The sequence below is a fragment of the Methyloversatilis discipulorum genome, from assembly GCF_000527135.1.
GTDB classification, from domain to species: Bacteria; Pseudomonadota; Gammaproteobacteria; order Burkholderiales; family Rhodocyclaceae; genus Methyloversatilis; species Methyloversatilis discipulorum.
On record NZ_AZUP01000001.1, the window covers coordinates 1,026,780 to 1,043,585 of the forward strand.

General features: G+C 68.5%; 17 protein-coding genes. 4 read left to right on the forward strand and 13 right to left on the reverse strand.

Annotation, left to right across the window (positions count from 1 at the left end; genetic code table 11):
- Nucleotides 1-24 precede the first annotated feature (24 nt).
- The 6 genes from METFAM1_RS0104650 to METFAM1_RS0104675 all read right to left on the reverse strand — a co-directional run bounded on the left by METFAM1_RS0104650 (nt 25) and on the right by METFAM1_RS0104675 (nt 8,356).
- Nucleotides 25-303: a K+/H+ antiporter subunit F gene (locus tag METFAM1_RS0104650; RefSeq protein WP_019918431.1), complete on the reverse strand. Its 279-nt coding sequence runs from the start codon at nt 301-303 to the stop codon at nt 25-27.
- Nucleotides 300-794: a Na+/H+ antiporter subunit E gene (locus METFAM1_RS0104655; RefSeq protein WP_019918432.1), complete on the reverse strand. Its 495-nt coding sequence runs from the start codon at nt 792-794 to the stop codon at nt 300-302. Before METFAM1_RS0104655 ends, METFAM1_RS0104650 begins: the two co-directional genes overlap by 4 nt.
- On the reverse strand, nt 791-2,503 hold the full coding sequence (locus tag METFAM1_RS0104660; protein ID WP_019918433.1) for a monovalent cation/H+ antiporter subunit D: 1,713 nt from the start codon (nt 2,501-2,503) through the stop codon (nt 791-793). The genes METFAM1_RS0104655 and METFAM1_RS0104660 overlap by 4 nt, the downstream gene beginning before the upstream one ends.
- Nucleotides 2,500-2,844: a Na+/H+ antiporter subunit C gene (locus METFAM1_RS0104665; protein ID WP_008059261.1), complete on the reverse strand. Its 345-nt coding sequence runs from the start codon at nt 2,842-2,844 to the stop codon at nt 2,500-2,502. Before METFAM1_RS0104665 ends, METFAM1_RS0104660 begins: the two co-directional genes overlap by 4 nt.
- Nucleotides 2,844-5,786 carry a monovalent cation/H+ antiporter subunit A gene (locus METFAM1_RS0104670; protein WP_019918434.1) on the reverse strand — a complete coding sequence of 981 codons (2,943 nt, stop codon included), beginning with the start codon at nt 5,784-5,786 and terminating at the stop codon, nt 2,844-2,846. Before METFAM1_RS0104670 ends, METFAM1_RS0104665 begins: the two co-directional genes overlap by 1 nt.
- Nucleotides 5,787-5,875: 89 nt before the next feature.
- Nucleotides 5,876-8,356 (reverse strand): ABC transporter permease, encoded by a 2,481-nt coding sequence (locus METFAM1_RS0104675; protein WP_019918436.1) that lies wholly within the window; start codon nt 8,354-8,356, stop codon nt 5,876-5,878.
- A 107-nt stretch (nt 8,357-8,463) separates the two neighbouring features.
- Here METFAM1_RS0104675 and METFAM1_RS0104680 point away from each other — a divergent pair, with 107 nt between their 5' ends.
- Nucleotides 8,464-9,168 (forward strand): uracil-DNA glycosylase, encoded by a 705-nt coding sequence (locus METFAM1_RS0104680; protein ID WP_019918437.1) that lies wholly within the window; start codon nt 8,464-8,466, stop codon nt 9,166-9,168.
- Here the strand turns inward: METFAM1_RS0104680 and queF are convergent.
- Genes queF through mltG form a run of 7 tightly spaced genes read right to left on the reverse strand, consistent with a single transcriptional unit; the run spans nt 9,158 to nt 14,540 of the window.
- A complete protein-coding gene (gene queF / locus METFAM1_RS0104685) occupies nt 9,158-9,982 on the reverse strand; it encodes an NADPH-dependent 7-cyano-7-deazaguanine reductase QueF (RefSeq protein ID WP_019918438.1) in 825 nt (274 codons plus the stop codon). The genes METFAM1_RS0104680 and queF overlap by 11 nt on opposite strands.
- Nucleotides 9,982-10,620, reverse strand: a complete 639-nt coding sequence (locus tag METFAM1_RS0104690) for an ankyrin repeat domain-containing protein (RefSeq protein WP_019918439.1) — start codon at nt 10,618-10,620, stop codon at nt 9,982-9,984. The genes queF and METFAM1_RS0104690 overlap by 1 nt, the downstream gene beginning before the upstream one ends.
- Nucleotides 10,617-11,414: a TatD family hydrolase gene (locus METFAM1_RS0104695; RefSeq protein ID WP_019918440.1), complete on the reverse strand. Its 798-nt coding sequence runs from the start codon at nt 11,412-11,414 to the stop codon at nt 10,617-10,619. The genes METFAM1_RS0104690 and METFAM1_RS0104695 overlap by 4 nt, the downstream gene beginning before the upstream one ends.
- Before the next feature lie 27 nt (nt 11,415-11,441).
- A complete protein-coding gene (locus tag METFAM1_RS0104700; protein ID WP_019918441.1) occupies nt 11,442-11,807 on the reverse strand; it encodes a PilZ domain-containing protein in 366 nt (121 codons plus the stop codon).
- A 22-nt stretch (nt 11,808-11,829) separates the two neighbouring features.
- The gene (holB, locus tag METFAM1_RS0104705) at nt 11,830-12,885 is read right to left on the reverse strand and encodes a DNA polymerase III subunit delta' (RefSeq protein ID WP_019918442.1); all 1,056 of its coding nucleotides are present in this window, start codon (nt 12,883-12,885) and stop codon (nt 11,830-11,832) included.
- Complete coding sequence (gene tmk / locus METFAM1_RS0104710) at nt 12,886-13,503, reverse strand: dTMP kinase (RefSeq protein WP_019918443.1); 618 nt, start codon at nt 13,501-13,503, stop codon at nt 12,886-12,888.
- Nucleotides 13,504-13,526: 23 nt separating this feature from the next.
- On the reverse strand, nt 13,527-14,540 hold the full coding sequence (mltG, locus tag METFAM1_RS0104715; protein WP_019918444.1) for an endolytic transglycosylase MltG: 1,014 nt from the start codon (nt 14,538-14,540) through the stop codon (nt 13,527-13,529).
- Between the two features lie 90 nt (nt 14,541-14,630).
- Here mltG and ygfZ point away from each other — a divergent pair, with 90 nt between their 5' ends.
- Genes ygfZ through METFAM1_RS0104730 form a run of 3 tightly spaced genes read left to right on the forward strand, consistent with a single transcriptional unit; the run spans nt 14,631 to nt 16,726 of the window.
- The gene (gene ygfZ / locus METFAM1_RS0104720) at nt 14,631-15,653 is read left to right on the forward strand and encodes a CAF17-like 4Fe-4S cluster assembly/insertion protein YgfZ (protein WP_019918445.1); all 1,023 of its coding nucleotides are present in this window, start codon (nt 14,631-14,633) and stop codon (nt 15,651-15,653) included.
- A complete protein-coding gene (locus tag METFAM1_RS0104725; protein WP_019918446.1) occupies nt 15,650-15,940 on the forward strand; it encodes a DUF4936 family protein in 291 nt (96 codons plus the stop codon). The genes ygfZ and METFAM1_RS0104725 overlap by 4 nt, the downstream gene beginning before the upstream one ends.
- Before the next feature lie 12 nt (nt 15,941-15,952).
- Entirely contained in the window at nt 15,953-16,726 is a 774-nt protein-coding gene (locus METFAM1_RS0104730; RefSeq protein ID WP_019918447.1) for an NRDE family protein, read from the forward strand.
- The last annotated feature ends 80 nt before the right edge of the window (nt 16,727-16,806 follow it).

Consider the following 16,806-nt stretch of genomic DNA (forward strand, 5'->3'; position numbering starts at 1 on the left):
GCCTCCCTGGCACAAAGCGGGCGCTCATTCGATCACCTCGCCGCGCAACAGGAATTTCGCCATGGCGGCCGAACTGACGAAGCCGAAGATGGAAATGAGCAGCGCCGCCTCGAAGTACATCGCGCTGCGATAGCGTATCGCCAGCACCATCAGTATCAGCATCGCGATGGTGCAGATCAGATCCATCGCCAGCACGCGGTCCTGCGCGGACGGACCGCGGACCAGGCGCAGCAGCGCCAGCGCCATCGCCGAGATGTAGCAGCCCATCGCGAACACGATGGCGGAAAACAGCAGCGGGCTCATTCGAATATCTCCATCAGCGGGCGCTCGTAACGGCGCTTGATCAGTTCGATCTCGGCCGCGACGTCGTCCATGTCGAACATGTGGACGAGCAGCGCGCTGCGGTCCAGCGCCAGCTCCGACCAGATGGTGCCAGGGATGACGCACATGATGGCCGCCAGCACCGCCAGCCCGTTCGGGTCGCGCATGTCCAGCGGCACGACGACGAAACCGCCACGCGGCATGCGTTCGCCCGACGCCAGCGTGCCGCGCAGCACGCGCCAGTTCCACACGATCACGTCGTAACCGACCTGCATGAACAGCCGCAGCGCTACCCAGGGACGGCGGAAGCGCACCGGCGTCGGCCGCAGCGTGTGTGTCAGCAGCGGCACCAGCACGCCGAGAATCGTACCGAGCAGCACCTGCCCAAGGCCCAGTGATGCGTTGTTGAGCAGCAGCCACAGCGCGAGCAGCGCCAGCGACAGCAGCGGAGCGGGAAACAGGCGGCGCATCATGGCGCGGACTCCGGCCCTTGCAGGCTGAGGCGTTCGGCATTCGTCGGTGTCGGTCGCGGCCGCGCCGACAGCACCGCGTCGATATAGCCGGCCGGGCTGTACAAGGCCTCGGCGGTCGCCGCCGCGTAGCGCATGACCGGCTCGGCACGCACCGAAATGAACACGCACACGCCCACCAGCACCGCGATCGGCACGAATTCGACCACCCGCAGCAGCGGTGCTTCGCGATCGACCGGCGTCCAGAAGAAGCGGATACCGACGCGCGATAGCGCCACCAGCGCGCACAGCCCGGACAGCACGATAAGTACCGGCAGCACCCAGGTCAGCAGCGCGTCGGTACTCGCGGTGTCGACACCCAGCCCCGGCACCAGCGCCGACAGCAGCACGAACTTGCCGATGAAGCCGGACAGCGGCGGCAGTCCGGCGACCAGCAGCGTGCAGCAGATGAAGGCCAGGCCGAGCAGCGCGGTGGCGGCCGGAATGGCGTGGCCGATCAGCATTTCCTCGTCCTCGTCGAGATTGACGTCCTTGTCCAGTTCCAGCTCGGCCAGCGGGAACGGCAGGTAATCCTCCTCGTCCTCCGGCGCGCGCGCACCAGCGACGTCGGCACTGCGCGAGCGCTCCATCAGCTCGGCCAGCAGGAAGAAGGCGGCCACGCCGAGCGTCGAACTGGGCAGGTAGTACAGCGCGCCGGCGGTCAGTTCCGGCCGGGCCAGACCGAGCACGGCCAGCAGCGTGCCCGAGGACACGATGACCGCGAAGCCGGCCAGCCGGCCCGGCCGCTGCGTCGAGAACATGCCGAAGGCGCCGGCGGCCAGCGTCGCCGTGCCGCCCCATAGCAGCCAGTCGCTGCCGAAGCCGGCGGAAGCGCCCGCCTGGTCCGAGAACATCAGCGTGCTGAAGCGCAGCAGCACGTAGACGCCGACCTTGGTCAGCAGCGCGAACACCGCCGCCGCCGGCGCACTGGCGGCGGCGTAGGCCGGTACCAGCCAGAAGTTGAGCGGCCACATCGCCGCCTTGGCGAGGAAAGCGACACCGAGCACGGCGAAGCCCGCGTGCAGCAGCGCGCGATCGCCGGTGGCCACCTGCGGAATACGGGCGGCGATGTCGGCCATGTTCAGCGTGCCGGTGACGCCGTAGATCAGCGCGGCGCCGATCAGGAACAGCGAGGACGCAAGCAGGTTGATCGCCACGTAATGCAGCCCGGTGCGCACCCGCGACGGACCCGAGCCGTGCAGCAGCAGACCGTAGGACGCCGCCAGCATCACTTCGAAGAACACGAACAGGTTGAACAGGTCGCCGGTCAGGAAGGCGCCGTTCAGACCCATGATCTGGATCTGGAACAGCGGATGGAAATGCGCGCCGGCCTTGTGCCAGCGCGCCACCGCGAACAGCAGCGCCATCAGCGCGACGACGGCGGCGGTGATCAGCAGCAGCACCGACAGGCGGTCGGCGACCAGCACGATGCCGAAGGGCACGTCCCAGTTCGACGGCAGATAGACGCCGTACGCGGCGGGCCGGTCGCTGCCGACCCAGAAGAGCAGCAGCAGCGCCACCGCCAGATTGGCCAGCGCGGCCGCCAGACCGATCATGCCGCGGATGCGGTGGCGCCGCCCGTCCAGCAACAGCAGCAGGCAGGCGGTCAGCAGCGGCAGCAGGATGGGCGCAATGGTCAGATGCGGCATCAGCGCCTGGGCGAGCGCCTTCATTCGGCGTCCTCCCGCCCATCGACGTGGTCATTGCCGAAAAAGCCCCGCTGCGCCAGCAGCACCACCAGGAAAAGCGCAGTCATGGCGAAGCCGATCACGATGGCGGTCAGCACCAGCGCCTGCGGCATCGGGTCAGTGTAGTGCGCAAGGTCGGTCGGCACGCCGGGCGCCAGCACCGGCTCGCTGTCCAGCGCCAGCCGGCCCATGCTGAAGATGAACAGGTTCACGCCGTAGCCGAGCAGCGACAGCCCCATGATGACCTGATAGGTACGCGGCCGCAGCAGCAGCCACACGCCGCAAGCGGTAAGCACGCCGATCGCGCAGGCGAGGACGATTTCCATCAGAGCGCTCCTTCCTTCCGTTCGTCTTCTTCGTTGTCGCGGACACGGCGTCCACGCACCGACTGGTGGCCCAGTGCGGTCAGTATCAGCAGCGTCGCCCCGACCACCAGCAGGAACACGCCTATGTCGTAGAACAGCGCGCTGGCGACGTGGATGTCGCCGATCAGCGGCAGGCTGAGGTGGGCGGTGTGCGTGGTCAGGAAGGGATAGCCCAGCGCGAAGGACCCGAGTCCGGTGGCCGTCGCCGTCAGCAGGCCGAAGGCGATCCAGCGCTGCGGCCGCAGGTCCATGTGCGCTTCGACCCACTGCGTGCCGGACACGATGTACTGCACGATGAAGGCGGTCGACAGCACCAGCCCGGCGACGAAGCCGCCACCCGGTTCGTTGTGGCCGCGCATGAACAGATAGACCGCGATCACCGCCGCCAGCGGCAGCACCAGCCGCACCAGCACCGCCGGCACCATCAGGTAACCGCGAGCGGTGTCTTCGGCCGTCTGGGCATCGACCAGATCGGTCACCAGATCGGCCGGCAGCGCCTGCTGCTGCGCCGGCAGTTCCGCACTTTCCGGCGCCGGACGGAAGCGGCGCAGCAGCGCATAGACGGTCAGCGCCACCACGCCGAGCACGGTGATCTCGCCCAGCGTGTCGAAGCCGCGGAAATCGACCAGCATCACGTTCACCACATTGCTGCCGCCGCCCTCGGGCAGCGCCCGTTCGAGGAAGAAGGGCGAAATGCTCTGCGGGAAGCTGCGCGTCATAATGGCCCAGGAAAGCAGTGCCAGCCCGCCGCCGGCAGCCAGCGCGATCGCCAGGTCGCGCGCGCGCCGCGCGCGCGCCCGCGCGCGGACGAGCAGCGACTGATTGCGTCCGACGTCTTCCAGCCGCTTCGGCAGCCAGCGCAACCCGAGCATGATGAGCACGGTGGTGACCGCCTCCACCGACAGCTGGGTCAGCGCGAGATCGGGCGCCGAGAACCAGGCGAAGGTGATGACGGTGACCAGCCCGGACACGCTCATCAGCGCCAGCGCGGTCAGCCGGTGGTATTTCGCCTGCCATACGGCGCCGATCGCCGCGCCCGCGCCAACCAGCCACATCAGCGCGAACATCGGCGAGAACTCGAGCATGGCGCGGTCGCCGCCGGCCAGCAGCGCCTCGCTGCCGAGCTTGCGCAGCGGCACGGCGGCAGCCACCAAGGTCACCAGCACCAGCAGCATCAGCTGCATCTGCAGGCGGCGCGTACCGAACAGCCGCCGGGTGTGGCGGCCGGCCAGCGTGAGCCGGGCCAGCAGAGAACGGAACACGCGCTTGCCGTTGATCCGGCCGATCAGCGGCGCCTTCACGAGGTGACCGCGGCGCATCGGACCGCGCAGCAAGAAGAACAACGCAATGCCGCCGACTAGCGACAGCAGGCTCATCCACAGCGGCAGGTTGAAGCCGTGCCACACCGCGAGGTCGAAGGCCGGCAACGTGCCGACCACGGGCTGTGCCGCGGTTTCGAGGATGCGCTGGATGGACCACTGCGGCAGCGTGCCGACCACCAGACAGGCCAGCACCAGCACCGAGATCGGCGCACGCATCCACTGCGGCGGCTCGTGCGGCTGACGCGGCAGCGCGCCGCATTTGTCGCGGCCGAGGAACACGTCCACCGTGAAGCGCAGCGAATAGGCGACGCTGAACATGCCGGCAAGCACCGCGACCGCCGGCAGCGCGCGATCGATACCGGGCGAGGCGGCAAGGAACACCGCTTCGCTGAAGAACATTTCCTTCGAGATGAAGCCGTTGAGCAGCGGCACGCCGGCCATCGCCGCCGCCGCCACCATCGCCAGCGTCGCGGTGATCGGCATGTAGCGCGCCAGACCGCTCAGGCGGCGGATGTCGCGCGTACCGGTCTCGTGGTCGATGACGCCCACCGCCATGAACAGCGAGGCCTTGAAGGTGGCGTGGTTGATGATGTGGAACACCGCCGCCACCGCCGCCAGCGGGCTGTTCAGACCGAGCAGCGTGGTGATCAGGCCGAGATGGGAAATGGTCGAATAGGCGAGCAGCCCCTTCAGGTCGTTCTGGAAGATGGCGGCAAAGCCGCCGACCAGCAGCGTCGCCAGACCGGCGCCGGTGACCAGCCAGAACCACTCGTCGGTGCCGGCCAGCACCGGCCACAGCCGCGCCAGCAGGAAGACGCCGGCCTTCACCATGGTGGCGGAATGCAGGTAGGCCGACACCGGCGTCGGCGCAGCCATCGCGTTCGGCAGCCAGAACTGGAAGGGGAACTGCGCGCTCTTGGTGAAGGCGCCGAGCAGCACCAGCACCAGCATCGGCCGGTACAGCGGATGAGCGCGCACCGTGTCGCCAGCGGCCAGCACCGCGTCGAGGTCGTAGCTGCCGGCGATGTGGCCGAGCAGCACCACGCCGGCCAGCAGACAGAGGCCGCCGGCGCCGGTCACCGTGAGCGCCATGCGCGCACCGCGGCGCGCGTCCTTGCGGTGGTGCCAGTAGCCGATCAGCAGGAAGGAGAACAGGCTGGTCAGCTCCCAGAACAGCACCATCTGGAACAGATTGCCGGACAGCACGACGCCGCTCATCGCACCCATGAAGGCGAGCAGGAAGGCAAAGAAGCGCGGCACCGGGTCGGCCGGCGACATGTAGTAGCGCGCATACAGCACCACCAGCGCGCCGATGCCCAGCACCAGCATCGAGAACATCCAGGCGAAGCCGTCCATGCGCAGCACGAAGTTCAGGCCGAGCGACGGCAGCCAGGTGATTTCCTGACGGATCACCTGCCCGGCCGCGATCTCCGGAAACAGCAGCGCCACCTGTACCGCACAGACCAGAGCGATGACGCCGGCCAGCGTCGATTCGGCGTTGCGTGCATTCGTCGGCAGCAGCGCCGCGATCAGGCTGCCGATGAAGGGCAGCGCGACGAGGGCGATCAGCGGCAATTGCATCGGATGACCATTTTTTGTTCTCGTTTGAAACCGACAGACAAAACGGGAGCGCTGCGGCAGCGCCGCATCACACCCGCTTCACGGAAAAATCAGAGCGCGCGCAGGCTGGCCAGCGCGGGTGCCTTCAGCGCTCCACGCAGGCCCAGCATGCCGGCGGCAAGCACGGCCAGCACGCTGAAGGCGACGCCCGCCAGCGGCAGGCCGGCGGAGGGCAGATACGGGAGCTGGAAGGCCTGGCGGGCCAGCAGCATGGTCAGCACGAGAGCACCGAATGCGGCGAGCACGCCAGCGAGAGCCCCGAGTATCGCAAATTCCGCGGCCAGCGAGGCACGCAGTTGCCGGTCGCGTGCGCCGAGCGTGCGCAGCACCGCCAGTTCGAAACGGCGCTCGTCGTGCGTCGACTCGATGGCCGCCAGCAGCACGACCACGCCGGCCAGCAGCGCGAATCCGAACACCACGCTGACCGCAGCCGACAGCTGGTCCATCAGCGCGCGGAACTGGCGCACCACCGCATCGACGTCGACCGCGGTCAGGTTGGGAAAGCGCGCCACCAGTTCGTTGGTGAAGCCCACGGCCGTTGCCGGCAGGTGGAAGGAGGTGATGTAGCTGGCCGGAAAATCCTCGAGCACGCCAGGTGTCGCAACGACGAAGAAATTGACGTTCATCGAATCCCATTCGAGCTCGCGCAGGCTGCCGACCACCGCCTCGACCTGACGGCCGGCGATGTCGAAGCGCAACGTATCGCCGGGCGCGATGCCCAGCGTGTTCGCCAAGCCGGCCTCGACCGAGAAGGCGGGCTTCGTCGCGTCCCAGTTGCCGGCGACGATGCGGTTGCCGACCTGCACGTGCTCGTCCCAGGACAGGTTGAACTCGCGCTCGACCAGCCGTTTGGCGCGCGCGTCCTCGTAATCGTCGGGCGATACCGCGCGGCCGTTCAGGGCGACCAGGCGGGCGCGCGACATCGGCAGCAGTTGCGGCGGTGCCAGTCCGGCGTCGGCGAACTGCGCGCGCACCGCGTCGAGCTGGTCGGGCTGGATGTTCAGCACGAAGCGGTTGGGCGCATCGGCCGGCAGCCGGTTGCGCCAGGCGTCGAGCAGGTCGCCGCGCACGATGACCAGCAGCAGCACCGCGGTCAGACCCAGGCCGAGGGCGGCGATCTGCACCGTTGACGCAACGCGCCGGCGGGTCAGGCTGGCCAGACCGTAGCGCCAGCCGCCGGCGGTGCCGCCGCGCAGCCGCGCCACCAGTGCCAGCGCGCCCCAGGCGACCGCGGCGTACAGGCCGCAGGCAGCGACGAAGCCGCCGACCACGACCGCCCCCAGCGTCAGGTCGCCCGCCATCAGCACGATCAGCGCCGACAGGCAGGCCAGACCGAAAGCGTAGGCGCCCCAGGACACGACGTCGGCATCATCCCATTCGCGTCGCAGCACGCGCAGCGTCGACACCCGGCGCAGGCGCAGCAGCTGCGGCCACACGAAACCCAGCATCAGCGTCATGCCGACGGCAAAGCCGTACAGCACCGGCGTCAGTCCCGGCTGCGGCAAGGTGGTCGCGAACAGACCGGCCAGCAGCGCCTCGACGCCGAACTGCGTGAGGTAGCCGACGACGCAGCCGAGCGCGCAGGCGAGCAGGCCAACCAGCACGAATTCGATCAGGAAGAGCCGCGTAAGCCGCGCCTGCGTGGCGCCGAGGCAGCGCATCACGGCGCAGCCGTCGAGATGGCGCTGCATGTAGCGGCGCGCCGCCAGCCCGACCGCCACCGCGGCGAACACCACGGCCAGCATGGCCGCCAGGCGCAGGAATTTCTGCGCGCGGTCGAGCGCGCCGCGCACCTCGGGCTGCGCCTCTTCGACGTTCTCGACGCGCTGGCCGCGCGCCAGCTGCGGCTTCAGCCAGGCGGCGTAGGCACGTACCGCGGCGTCCTCACCGGCCACGTGCAGCCGGTAGCTGATGCGGCTGCCTTCCTGTATCAGCCCGCTGGCCGGCAGATCGGCCGCATTCAGCATCAGCCGCGGCACGATGGCGAAGAAGCTGGCGCCGCGATCCGATTCGAAGGTGAGCACCGCGGCCACACGCAGCTTGAGCTGACCGACGCTGATCGTATCGCCGCTGCGCACGCGCAGTGCGCTGGTCGCGCGCTCGTCCAGCCACACGGTGCCGGGCTCGGGTATCGCCCGCGTGTCGGCGTCCGGCGCATTCAGTTCGGGCGCGATGCGCAGCTTGCCGCGCAGCGGGTAGCCGTCGGACACCGCCTTGACGCCGACCAGCTGGGCGCCGTCGGCGGCTGACGCCATGCTGGTGAAGCTCCAGGTGCGGATCGCACGCAGTCCGCGCGACTGCGCTTCGTCGACGTAGGCGTCGGGCAGCGGGTTGTCGCCGGCCACCCGCAGGTCGCCACCGAGGAGCTGGTTCGCCTCGCTGACCACCGAGCGCGACACGCGGTCGGTGAAGAAGGACACCGAGGTCAGTGCGGCCACCGCAAGCAGCAGCGCCAGGCCGAGCACGCGCAGCTCACCGGCACGGAAATCGCGCAGCGCCATGCGTGCGGCCAGAATCAGATCGGAGGTCATCGCTTCATTCTCTTTCTTGTCTTGTCCGGCGTCTGTCGATCGCTCCCGGTACGACAGCCAGGTCGGGCACAATGCGCGCCTTGCGTTTCAGCCCGTATGGACACCCGATGTCGAAAAACGATCTCGACAGTTTTGTTTCCGCCGTCGCGGCCGGTGCATTGATTCCCGACCCCGCCACGATGTTCAACCCGTGGGGTGATCACGACCCGCTGCACGATACCGGGCCGGACGCGCCGCGCATCCGCTCCGACCACCTGCAGCGCTATCTGGCCGCCCGGCTCGGGCGTGCCCGCGTGCTGCTGATCGCCGAGGCGCCGAGCTACAGCGGCGCCAAGTTCTCCGGCATGGCGATGACCAGCGAGCGCGATGTGCTGGCAGCCCATGCCGCCGGCCGCGGCAGCGATTATTTCGACGGCGGCTTCCAGCGCACCAGCCGCGTGCTGCCGCAGCTGAAGAACACCGACGGCATGCTGGAGCGCACCGCCAGCATCGTCTGGGCCGCGATGGCCGGCAATGGCTGGGCACCGACCGATTTCGTGCTGTGGAACGCGGTCGCCTACCACCCGCACGAGACCGGTCGGCCGCTGACCAACCGTGCGCCCAGCGTGAGCGAACGGCGCGCGCTGCGGCCGCTGCTGGAACAGTTCCTCGCCCTCTTCCCCGGCGTGCCGCGACTGGCCATCGGCCGCATCTGTCAGCACAGCCTGGCCGACATGGGCATCGATGCGCTGCCAGCGCGGCATCCGAGCTACGGCGGCGCGCCGGAGTTCCGCGCCGCGGTGGCCGACCTGCGCGCGCGGCTTACTGCCTGATCAGCTTGACGAAACTGTCCGGCGGCGACTCGAAATTGCTGCGCCAGGGGTTGATGTCCAACCCGCCGCGACGGGTGTAACAGGCGCATACGGCGAGCAGTTCGGGCTGGCAGCGCGCCATCACGTCCATGTAGATGCGTTCGACGCAGTGCTCGTGGAAATCGGCGTGATTGCGGAAGGACACGATGTAGCGCAACAGCCCGGCGCGGTCGATCTTCGGCCCGCGGTAGCGCAGTTGCAGCGACGCCCAGTCCGGCTGCAGCGTGACCGGGCAGTTGGACTTCAGCAGGTCGGAGCGCAGCGTTTCCTCGACCGTGTCGCCGCTGGCGGACAGCAGCGCGGCGTCCGGCTGGTAGCGGTCGCAGACGATGTCCAGGCCGTCTATCAGTTCGCCCGCCATCTGCGTCTGCACCGGCGGCACGCCGTCCGGCGTGTACATCTGCACCGTCACGCCGGACTGGCAGGCGGCCGACAGATCGGTTTCGATCAGCGCGCGCACCGCCTCCAGCGAACTCATGCGTTCGTTGTTGTAGCCGTTCAGGTAGAGCTTGAGCGACTTCGACTCGACCATGTGGCTGCTGTCGGCCGGAATGTCGAAGCGACCGATGGCGACTTCAGGTTTGCCCTGCGGGTTGAGCCAGGAAATCTCCCAGGCGTGCCAGCGATCGACGCCGCCGAAGGGCAGCGCATGCGCGGCGATGCCCAGCGCCGCCCGCGACGCCTCGCGCGGCATCGGGAACAGCAAGCCGGCGTCGTAGCTGTCGGGGTAGTCGGTCGCGTGGCCGAGGCCGGATCCGGTCGCCGGGTGTGTCATCACTGCCCCATCGCCTTGCGGATCAGTGCGGCCGCGTCGGTATTGCCCGCCTTCATCGCCCAATCGAGTGCGGTCTCGCCGTCGCGGCCGCGGATGCGCGCGTCGGCACGGGCGGCCAGCAACACCTGCACCGATTCGATATTGGCCTTGGCGGCCAGCATCAATGCGGTGGCGCCATTGGGCGCCGGCGCGTCGACCGGCGCACCGCGCGCGATCAGCGCCTTCAGTACCGCCGTGTGGCCCTGCATCGCCGCGTAGTGCAGCGCCGACCAGCCCTGGGTATTGACCGGATTGGCACCGGCCGCCAGCAGCTGGTCGACCACCGCCACGTGGCCGTTGAAGGCGGCCACCGCCAGCGCGGTCTCGCCGACCGCATTGACGGCCTCGACCTTGGCGCGGCGCGCCAGCAAGGCCTTCACGAGATCGGTGTAGCCGTTGCGGGCGGCGATGATGAGCAGCGTTTCGCCGCGCGGATCGACCGAATTCACGTCCAGGCCGCGGTCGATGAAACTGGCCACCTTGCCGGCGTCTCCGAGATTGGCGGCGTTGATCAGGTCGTCGTACGCGGCGGCCGACACGCCACTGGCGCCGGCCAGACCGAGGATGAAGCCAAGCAGTGCGATGCGCAGCGCCTTCATGCGGCGACCTCCTCGCGGCCGGCCAGTCGGGCGGCATCGTGGAACAGGCGGAAGAAGTTGTCGGTGGTGACGCGCCCCACCTCCTCCACCGTCAGGCCGCGCACCTTGGCCAGTTCGGCGGCGACGTGCGGCACGTAGGCCGGCTCGTTCATCTTGCCGCGGTACGGCACGGGTGCCAGATAGGGCGAATCGGTCTCGATCAGCATCGACGCCAGCGGAATGGCTTTCGCCACGTCGCGCAACTGCTGCGCATTCTTGAAGGTGACGATGCCGGAAAAGGAGATGCAGAAACCCATGTCGATCGCCGCCTCGGCCACCTCCAGCGTTTCGGTGAAGCAGTGCATGACACCGCCCACCTCGTGCGCACGCTCCTCGCGCATGATGGTCAGCGTGTCCTCGGCCGACGAGCGGGTGTGGATGATGAGCGGCTTGCCGCACTCGCGCGCGGCGCGGATGTGCGTGCGGAAGCGCTTGCGCTGCCACTCGAGGTCACCGGTCAGGCGGAAGTAGTCGAGCCCGGTTTCGCCGATGGCCACCACGCGCGGGTGGGCCGACATGTCGACCAGCTGCGCCACGTCCGGCTCGGTCACGTCCTCGTAATCGGGATGCACGCCGAGCGAGGCGAACACATTGGCGTGCCGCTCGGCCATGCCGGTGACGCGCGGCCACTGTTCGATATTGACCGACACGCACAGCGCGTGGCTGACCTGCTGGGCTTGCATATTGGCGAGCACTTCGTCCTCGCGCGCGGCGAGGTCGGGGAAATCGATGTGGCAGTGTGAGTCGATGAACATGAAAAACCGTTGTGGATCAGTACTGGATCAGAGCGTATGGGTCTGTCGCGACGAACCGAGGTAGCCGCCGACCACCTGTTCGATCTTCGCGCGGGCGGACTTGCTGCTTTCGTCCTCGCCGAAGCGAAGGCCGATGCCCTGCTGCTTGCCGCCCTGCGCGTCGGCCGGCGTCACCCACGCCACCGTGCCCTGGATGGGCAGCTTGGCCGGATCTTCCATCAGCTGCAGCAGCAGGAAGACCTCGTCGCCCAGCCGGTAGCTGCGGTTGGTCGGCAGGAAGATGCCACCGCCCTTCAGGAAAGGCATGTAGGCCGCATAGAGCACCGATTTCGACGTCACCGCCAGCGACAGCACGCTGCGCCGGTTGCCCGGCTGGATATGCGGATCGCTCATGACAGCCTCCCTTTTCGTGTGCTCAGCGTTGCGTCCGGAACAGACGGGCGTAGCGGATGAGCATGTCTTCGAGGAACAGGCGCGCATTCAGCGGGTGATGCGCCAGCGCCCGCACCTTCAGCAATTCATTGTACCCACGCAGGACAGTGCCCACGTCGCTGCGTTCCGCCAGCTGCCCGAGCTGGGCGCGTCGGCCGACGAATACCCGCGGCTCGCCGGCCTGTGCCAGCAGCACGAGGTCGGCCAGCCAGCGCTGCAGCCAGGTGACCAGCGTCGGCAGGTCGGTCAGGCCGGCTTCGCCCTTCTTGCGGCCCTTGAGCCAGCCGTCCCAGCGGGCGGCGACCTCCAGCGGCGCGCTCAGCGCGTGCTTCGATACATCATCGACAAACTGGGCCTGGATTTGAGCGTCCTTCGAACTGGCGAGGTCACGCGCGTGCAGCGGCGAGCCGGCACACAGCGCAAGCGCATCGCCGGCGTCACGCACGCCCTGCGCCGCCAGCCAGGCCAGCGACTGCTCGATCGGCGGCTGTTGGAAGGACAGTACGCGGGTTCGGCTGCGTATCGTGGGCAGCAATTTTCGCGGATGGTCCGTTATCAGTAAAAACAATGTCTTGGGTGGTGGTTCTTCAAGTGACTTGAGAAGAGCGTTCGCGGCATCGACATTCATCGCCTCGGCCGGATACAAGAGCACGACACGGTAGCCGCCTTGATGCGAACCGACGCCCAGACGGTCGCTTACCGCCCTCACCTGGGCGATGCGGATCAGCTTCGACTTCGCCTTGCCGTCACCGTCGTCGGACGCCGTCTCGTCGCCCTCGTCAGCCTCGTCGTCCAGCGCCTCCGGACGCACAACCAGCCAGTCCGGATGGTTGTCGGTGGCGATCAGCCGGCACGAGGCGCATTCGCCGCACGCTACCTGCTCACCGCTTGCCCGTTCGCACAACATGCGCGCCGCCAGCGCCTCGGCGAATTCGCGCTTGCCCAGGCCGGCCGGCCCGGCCAGCAGCAGCGCGTGCGGCATCCGGTCGGCCAGCGCCATCAACTGCGACCACTGCGGTTTGCACCAGTCGTAAATCATTCAGGAACAGTACCTTGAAAGAATTTCTTCAAGTTGAATGGAAACTTCTTCCGGGGTCCGTGCGGCGTCGAGCACCTGCATGCGCCGCGGGTCGGCCTTGGCACGCGCAAGGTAGGCGGCACGCACGCGGTTGAAGAAATCCGACTGTTCGCGCTCGAAGCGGTCCGGGTCGCCGCCGCTGGCCGCCAGTCTTTGCGCCGCCACCTCGCAGGGCAGGTCGAACAGCAGCGTGAGCCCGGGCTGCAATCCGCGCTGCACCCAGGCTTCGAGCGTTTCGAGCCGGGCAACATCGAGGCCCCGGCCGCCGCCCTGGTAGGCGAAGCTGGCGTCGGTAAAGCGGTCGCACAGCACCCACTCGCCGCGTGCCAGCGCCGGCTCGATCACCTGCGCCAGGTGTTCGCGCCGGGCGGCAAACATCAGCAAGGCTTCGGTATCGGGATGCATGGGCTCATGCAGCAGCAATGCGCGCAATGACTCGCCCAGCGGCGTGCCGCCCGGTTCGCGGGTCAGCAGCACGACATGTCCGCGCGCGCGCAACCAGTCGGCGGTGCGGGCGATCTGCGTGCTCTTGCCGGCACCGTCCATGCCTTCGAAAGTGATGAAGCGGGTGTTGTGCATCGATATCCGGGTGCAGGGTAGTGTCAGTTGCGTGCGGCGCGCGCCGGTCGCCGCTGGTAACGGTCGACCGCACTGTTGTGCTCGGCCAGCGTCTTCGAGAACACGCTGCTGCCGTCGCCGCGCGCGACGAAGTAATAGTAACGGGTGGGTGCCGGGTTCAGCGCCGCTTCGATCGATGCGCGTCCGGGCGCGGCAATCGCCGTCGGCGGCAGGCCGCGCCGCAGATAGGTGTTGTACGGGCCGTCGGTCTGCAGGTGGGCGCGGGTCAGATTGCCGTCGAAGCGCTCACCCAGCCCGTAGATCACGGTGGGGTCGGTCTGCAGCGGCATGCCGGCACGCAGCCGGTTCACGAATACCGAAGCCACCTTGTCGCGATCGGCGGCGGCGCCGGTTTCCTTCTCGACGATGGACGCCATGATCAGCGCGTCCTGCAGCGAGGCGTAGGGCAGATCGGGCGCGCGCGCCGCCCACGCCTGTTCCAGTTGCGCGCGCATTGCATGGTGGGCGCGCTTCAGTATCGACAGGTCGCTGTCGCCGGCGGCAAACAGATAGGTGTCCGGAAAGAACCAGCCTTCGACGAAGGTGGCGTCGCTGCCGAGCCTGACCAGCAGTTCGGCGTCGGACAGCGCCGCGGCCTCCTGCTTCAGGTCCGGGCTGGCGGCCAGCGCGGCGCGGATCTGTTTCAGCGTCCATCCCTCGATGAAGCGCACCTCGCGCAAGCTCACGTCGCCGCGCGTCATCATGCCCAGCAGTTCGAGTGGCGTGACGCCGCTGTTGAAGGCATAGCTGCCGGCCTGCAGCCGTGTGCCATCGACCGCGACGCGGCCAATCAGACCGAGCAGCCGACCATCGACCGGAACACCTGCCGCTTCGATCTGGCGCGCCGCCTGGCGCAGCGCGGTGCCCGGGCGCAAGGTGTATTCGACGACGTCGCCGCTCCACTGCAACGGGCGCTGCGCATACCAGACCAGCGCGGCACCGATCAGCGCGGCGAATACAGCCAGAAGAAGGAACAGACGGACAAGCAGACGGGTCATGCGAAAGAGGCGGGAACGCGCAGGCAGCACGCGCGGCCCCGTATGTTAACCTTTTCGGCAACCTCTCCTGCCTACGGATTTCGCAACATCATGATGCTCGACGATTTCATACCCTCCGGCACCGCAGCCGACGACAGCCAGTTCCCCGCCATGCAGGACGCCGCCGCCGAAATGCGCGCCGCCCGCGAGGGCACGGTGCTGGTACCGCTGACTCATCTTGCCCGGCTGCGCGCCGACGGCGAGGACGCCGCCACCTTCCTGCACAACCTGATGACGAACGACGTCAAGGGCCTGCCGGCCGACGGCGTACGCAGTGCCGGTTTCTGCACGGCCAAGGGGCGCCTGCTCGCCACCTTCACGATGTGGCGCGATGGCGACGCCACGGTTCTGCAGTTGCCCCGTGCGCTGGCCGAGGCGATGCGCAAGAAGCTGTCGATGTACATCCTGCGCGCCAAGGCCACGCTGACCGACGCCACCGCCGCCATGCCGGCACTCGGACTGGCCGGCCGCGATGCCGAAGCCGCGCTGCAGGCGGCCGGGCTGCCGGTGCCGGCAGCACCGATGACGCAGGCGGCGGCCGATGGCGTGCGTGTGCTGCGGCTGGCGAACGACCGCTTCGAGATCGTGCTGCCGGCCGACCGACTCGAAGCAGTCTGGAGCGCACTGAGCAGCCGTGCGACGCCGGCCGGCACGCCCGCCTGGCGCTGGTTCGACATCCGCGACGGTCTGGTCAGCGTATGGCCGGGCACGCAAGAGGAATTCGTGCCGCAGATGGTCAATTTCGAACTGACCGGCGGCGTCAGCTTCAAGAAGGGCTGCTACCCCGGACAGGAGATCGTCGCCCGCACGCAATACCTCGGCAAACTGAAGCGCCGCATGTACCGTGCCAGCGCAGACTGCCCGCCGCCGCCGGCCGGCACGCCGGTACACGGCGTGGACACGAACGGTCAGGCGTGCGGCCTGGTGGTCGACGCGGTCGCGCTGCCCGATGGCGGCTGCGACCTGCTCGCCGTGGTGCAGATGTCGAGCACCGAAGCGGGCGAGGTGCGCATCGGCGGGCTGGACGGGCCGGTGCTGCGCTTCACCGCCCTGCCCTACGCGCTCGGCGAATGACGGTGCGCATCGACTACTACATCTACTACCGCATCGACACCACCCGCGAAGCGGCGCTGCTGGCCGCACTGAGCGCCATGCAGGCCTCGCTGCAGGCGGCCACCGGCGTCGCCGGCCGCGTACGCAGGCGGCTGGACGACCCGCAGACCTGGATGGAAGTGTATGAGGGCGTGAACAATCAGCGGCTGTTCGAACTGGAACTGGGCTGCCACGTGCAGAGCCACGGCTTGTACGACTTCCTGGCGCCGGAGAGCGTGCGCCACCTCGAGCGCTTCCGCGCCGCCTGACGGACGCCGCCGATGTGTCTCATCGTGCTGGGCTGGAAGCAGCAGCCGGACTGCCCGCTGGTCGTCGCGGCCAACCGCGACGAGTTCCACCGCCGTCCGACCGCCGCGCTCGACTTCTGGGCGGACGCGCCGCAGGTGCTGGCCGGGCGTGACCTGCAGTCGGGCGGCAGCTGGATGGGCGTCAGCCGCATGGGCCGCTTCGCCGCACTGACCAACTACCGCGACCCACTCGCACAACGCGCGAGCGCCCGCTCGCGCGGCGAACTGGTCGCCGGCTTCCTGACGGGTCACATGAGCGCCGAGGATCACGCCCGGCAGACCTGTCGCGAGGCGGCCGCCTACAACGGCTTCAATCTGCTGCTGTGCGACGGCGAAACACTGGTGTGGGTTGGTCACCGTCACGGCGACGAAGCGCGGTGGCGCGTGCTCGACAGCGGCATCCATGCACTGTCCAACCACCTCCCGGGCACGCCCTGGCCAAAGCTGCTGCGCGCCCGCGACGGCTTTGCGCGGGCGCTTGTCCGAACCGACGCCGAAGCGCGCCAGGAAGCGCTGTTCGACACCCTGCGTGACGACACGCCGGCGGCCGACGCCGATCTGCCGGACACCGGGGTCGGCCTCGAATGGGAGCGGCGCCTGTCGCCGGTCTTCATTGCCGGCGAGGACTACGGCACCCGTTCGAGCACGGTGCTGACGGTGTGCCAGAGCCGCATCGACGTCGAGGAGCGTTGCTACGGGCCGGGCGGACGCGCCGACGGCAGGCGCCGCATCGCCATCGATCGCTGAACGCGCGCGTGCGTCGGCGGTCAGTCAATCAAGTTTGAAGGCAGAATGCCGACAACAGGCCGACAATGCCCGCCGTCGTC

Coding starts and splice junctions, on each gene's coding strand:
- METFAM1_RS0104650 (WP_019918431.1), bottom strand. CDS start 303: ATGAGCCCGCTGCTGTTTTCCGCCATCGTGTTCGCGATGGGCTGCTAC.
- METFAM1_RS0104730 (WP_019918447.1), top strand. CDS start 15,953: ATGTGTCTCATCGTGCTGGGCTGGAAGCAGCAGCCGGACTGCCCGCTG.
- METFAM1_RS0104670 (WP_019918434.1), bottom strand. CDS start 5,786: ATGCAATTGCCGCTGATCGCCCTCGTCGCGCTGCCCTTCATCGGCAGC.
- METFAM1_RS0104680 (WP_019918437.1), top strand. CDS start 8,464: ATGTCGAAAAACGATCTCGACAGTTTTGTTTCCGCCGTCGCGGCCGGT.
- METFAM1_RS0104695 (WP_019918440.1), bottom strand. CDS start 11,414: ATGTTCATCGACTCACACTGCCACATCGATTTCCCCGACCTCGCCGCG.
- METFAM1_RS0104675 (WP_019918436.1), bottom strand. CDS start 8,356: ATGACCTCCGATCTGATTCTGGCCGCACGCATGGCGCTGCGCGATTTC.
- METFAM1_RS0104690 (WP_019918439.1), bottom strand. CDS start 10,620: ATGAAGGCGCTGCGCATCGCACTGCTTGGCTTCATCCTCGGTCTGGCC.
- queF (WP_019918438.1), bottom strand. CDS start 9,982: ATGACACACCCGGCGACCGGATCCGGCCTCGGCCACGCGACCGACTAC.
- tmk (WP_019918443.1), bottom strand. CDS start 13,503: ATGCACAACACCCGCTTCATCACTTTCGAAGGCATGGACGGTGCCGGC.
- holB (WP_019918442.1), bottom strand. CDS start 12,885: ATGATTTACGACTGGTGCAAACCGCAGTGGTCGCAGTTGATGGCGCTG.
- ygfZ (WP_019918445.1), top strand. CDS start 14,631: ATGATGCTCGACGATTTCATACCCTCCGGCACCGCAGCCGACGACAGC.
- METFAM1_RS0104655 (WP_019918432.1), bottom strand. CDS start 794: ATGATGCGCCGCCTGTTTCCCGCTCCGCTGCTGTCGCTGGCGCTGCTC.
- METFAM1_RS0104665 (WP_008059261.1), bottom strand. CDS start 2,844: ATGGAAATCGTCCTCGCCTGCGCGATCGGCGTGCTTACCGCTTGCGGC.
- METFAM1_RS0104700 (WP_019918441.1), bottom strand. CDS start 11,807: ATGAGCGATCCGCATATCCAGCCGGGCAACCGGCGCAGCGTGCTGTCG.
- METFAM1_RS0104660 (WP_019918433.1), bottom strand. CDS start 2,503: ATGAAGGCGCTCGCCCAGGCGCTGATGCCGCATCTGACCATTGCGCCC.
- METFAM1_RS0104725 (WP_019918446.1), top strand. CDS start 15,650: ATGACGGTGCGCATCGACTACTACATCTACTACCGCATCGACACCACC.
- mltG (WP_019918444.1), bottom strand. CDS start 14,540: ATGACCCGTCTGCTTGTCCGTCTGTTCCTTCTTCTGGCTGTATTCGCC.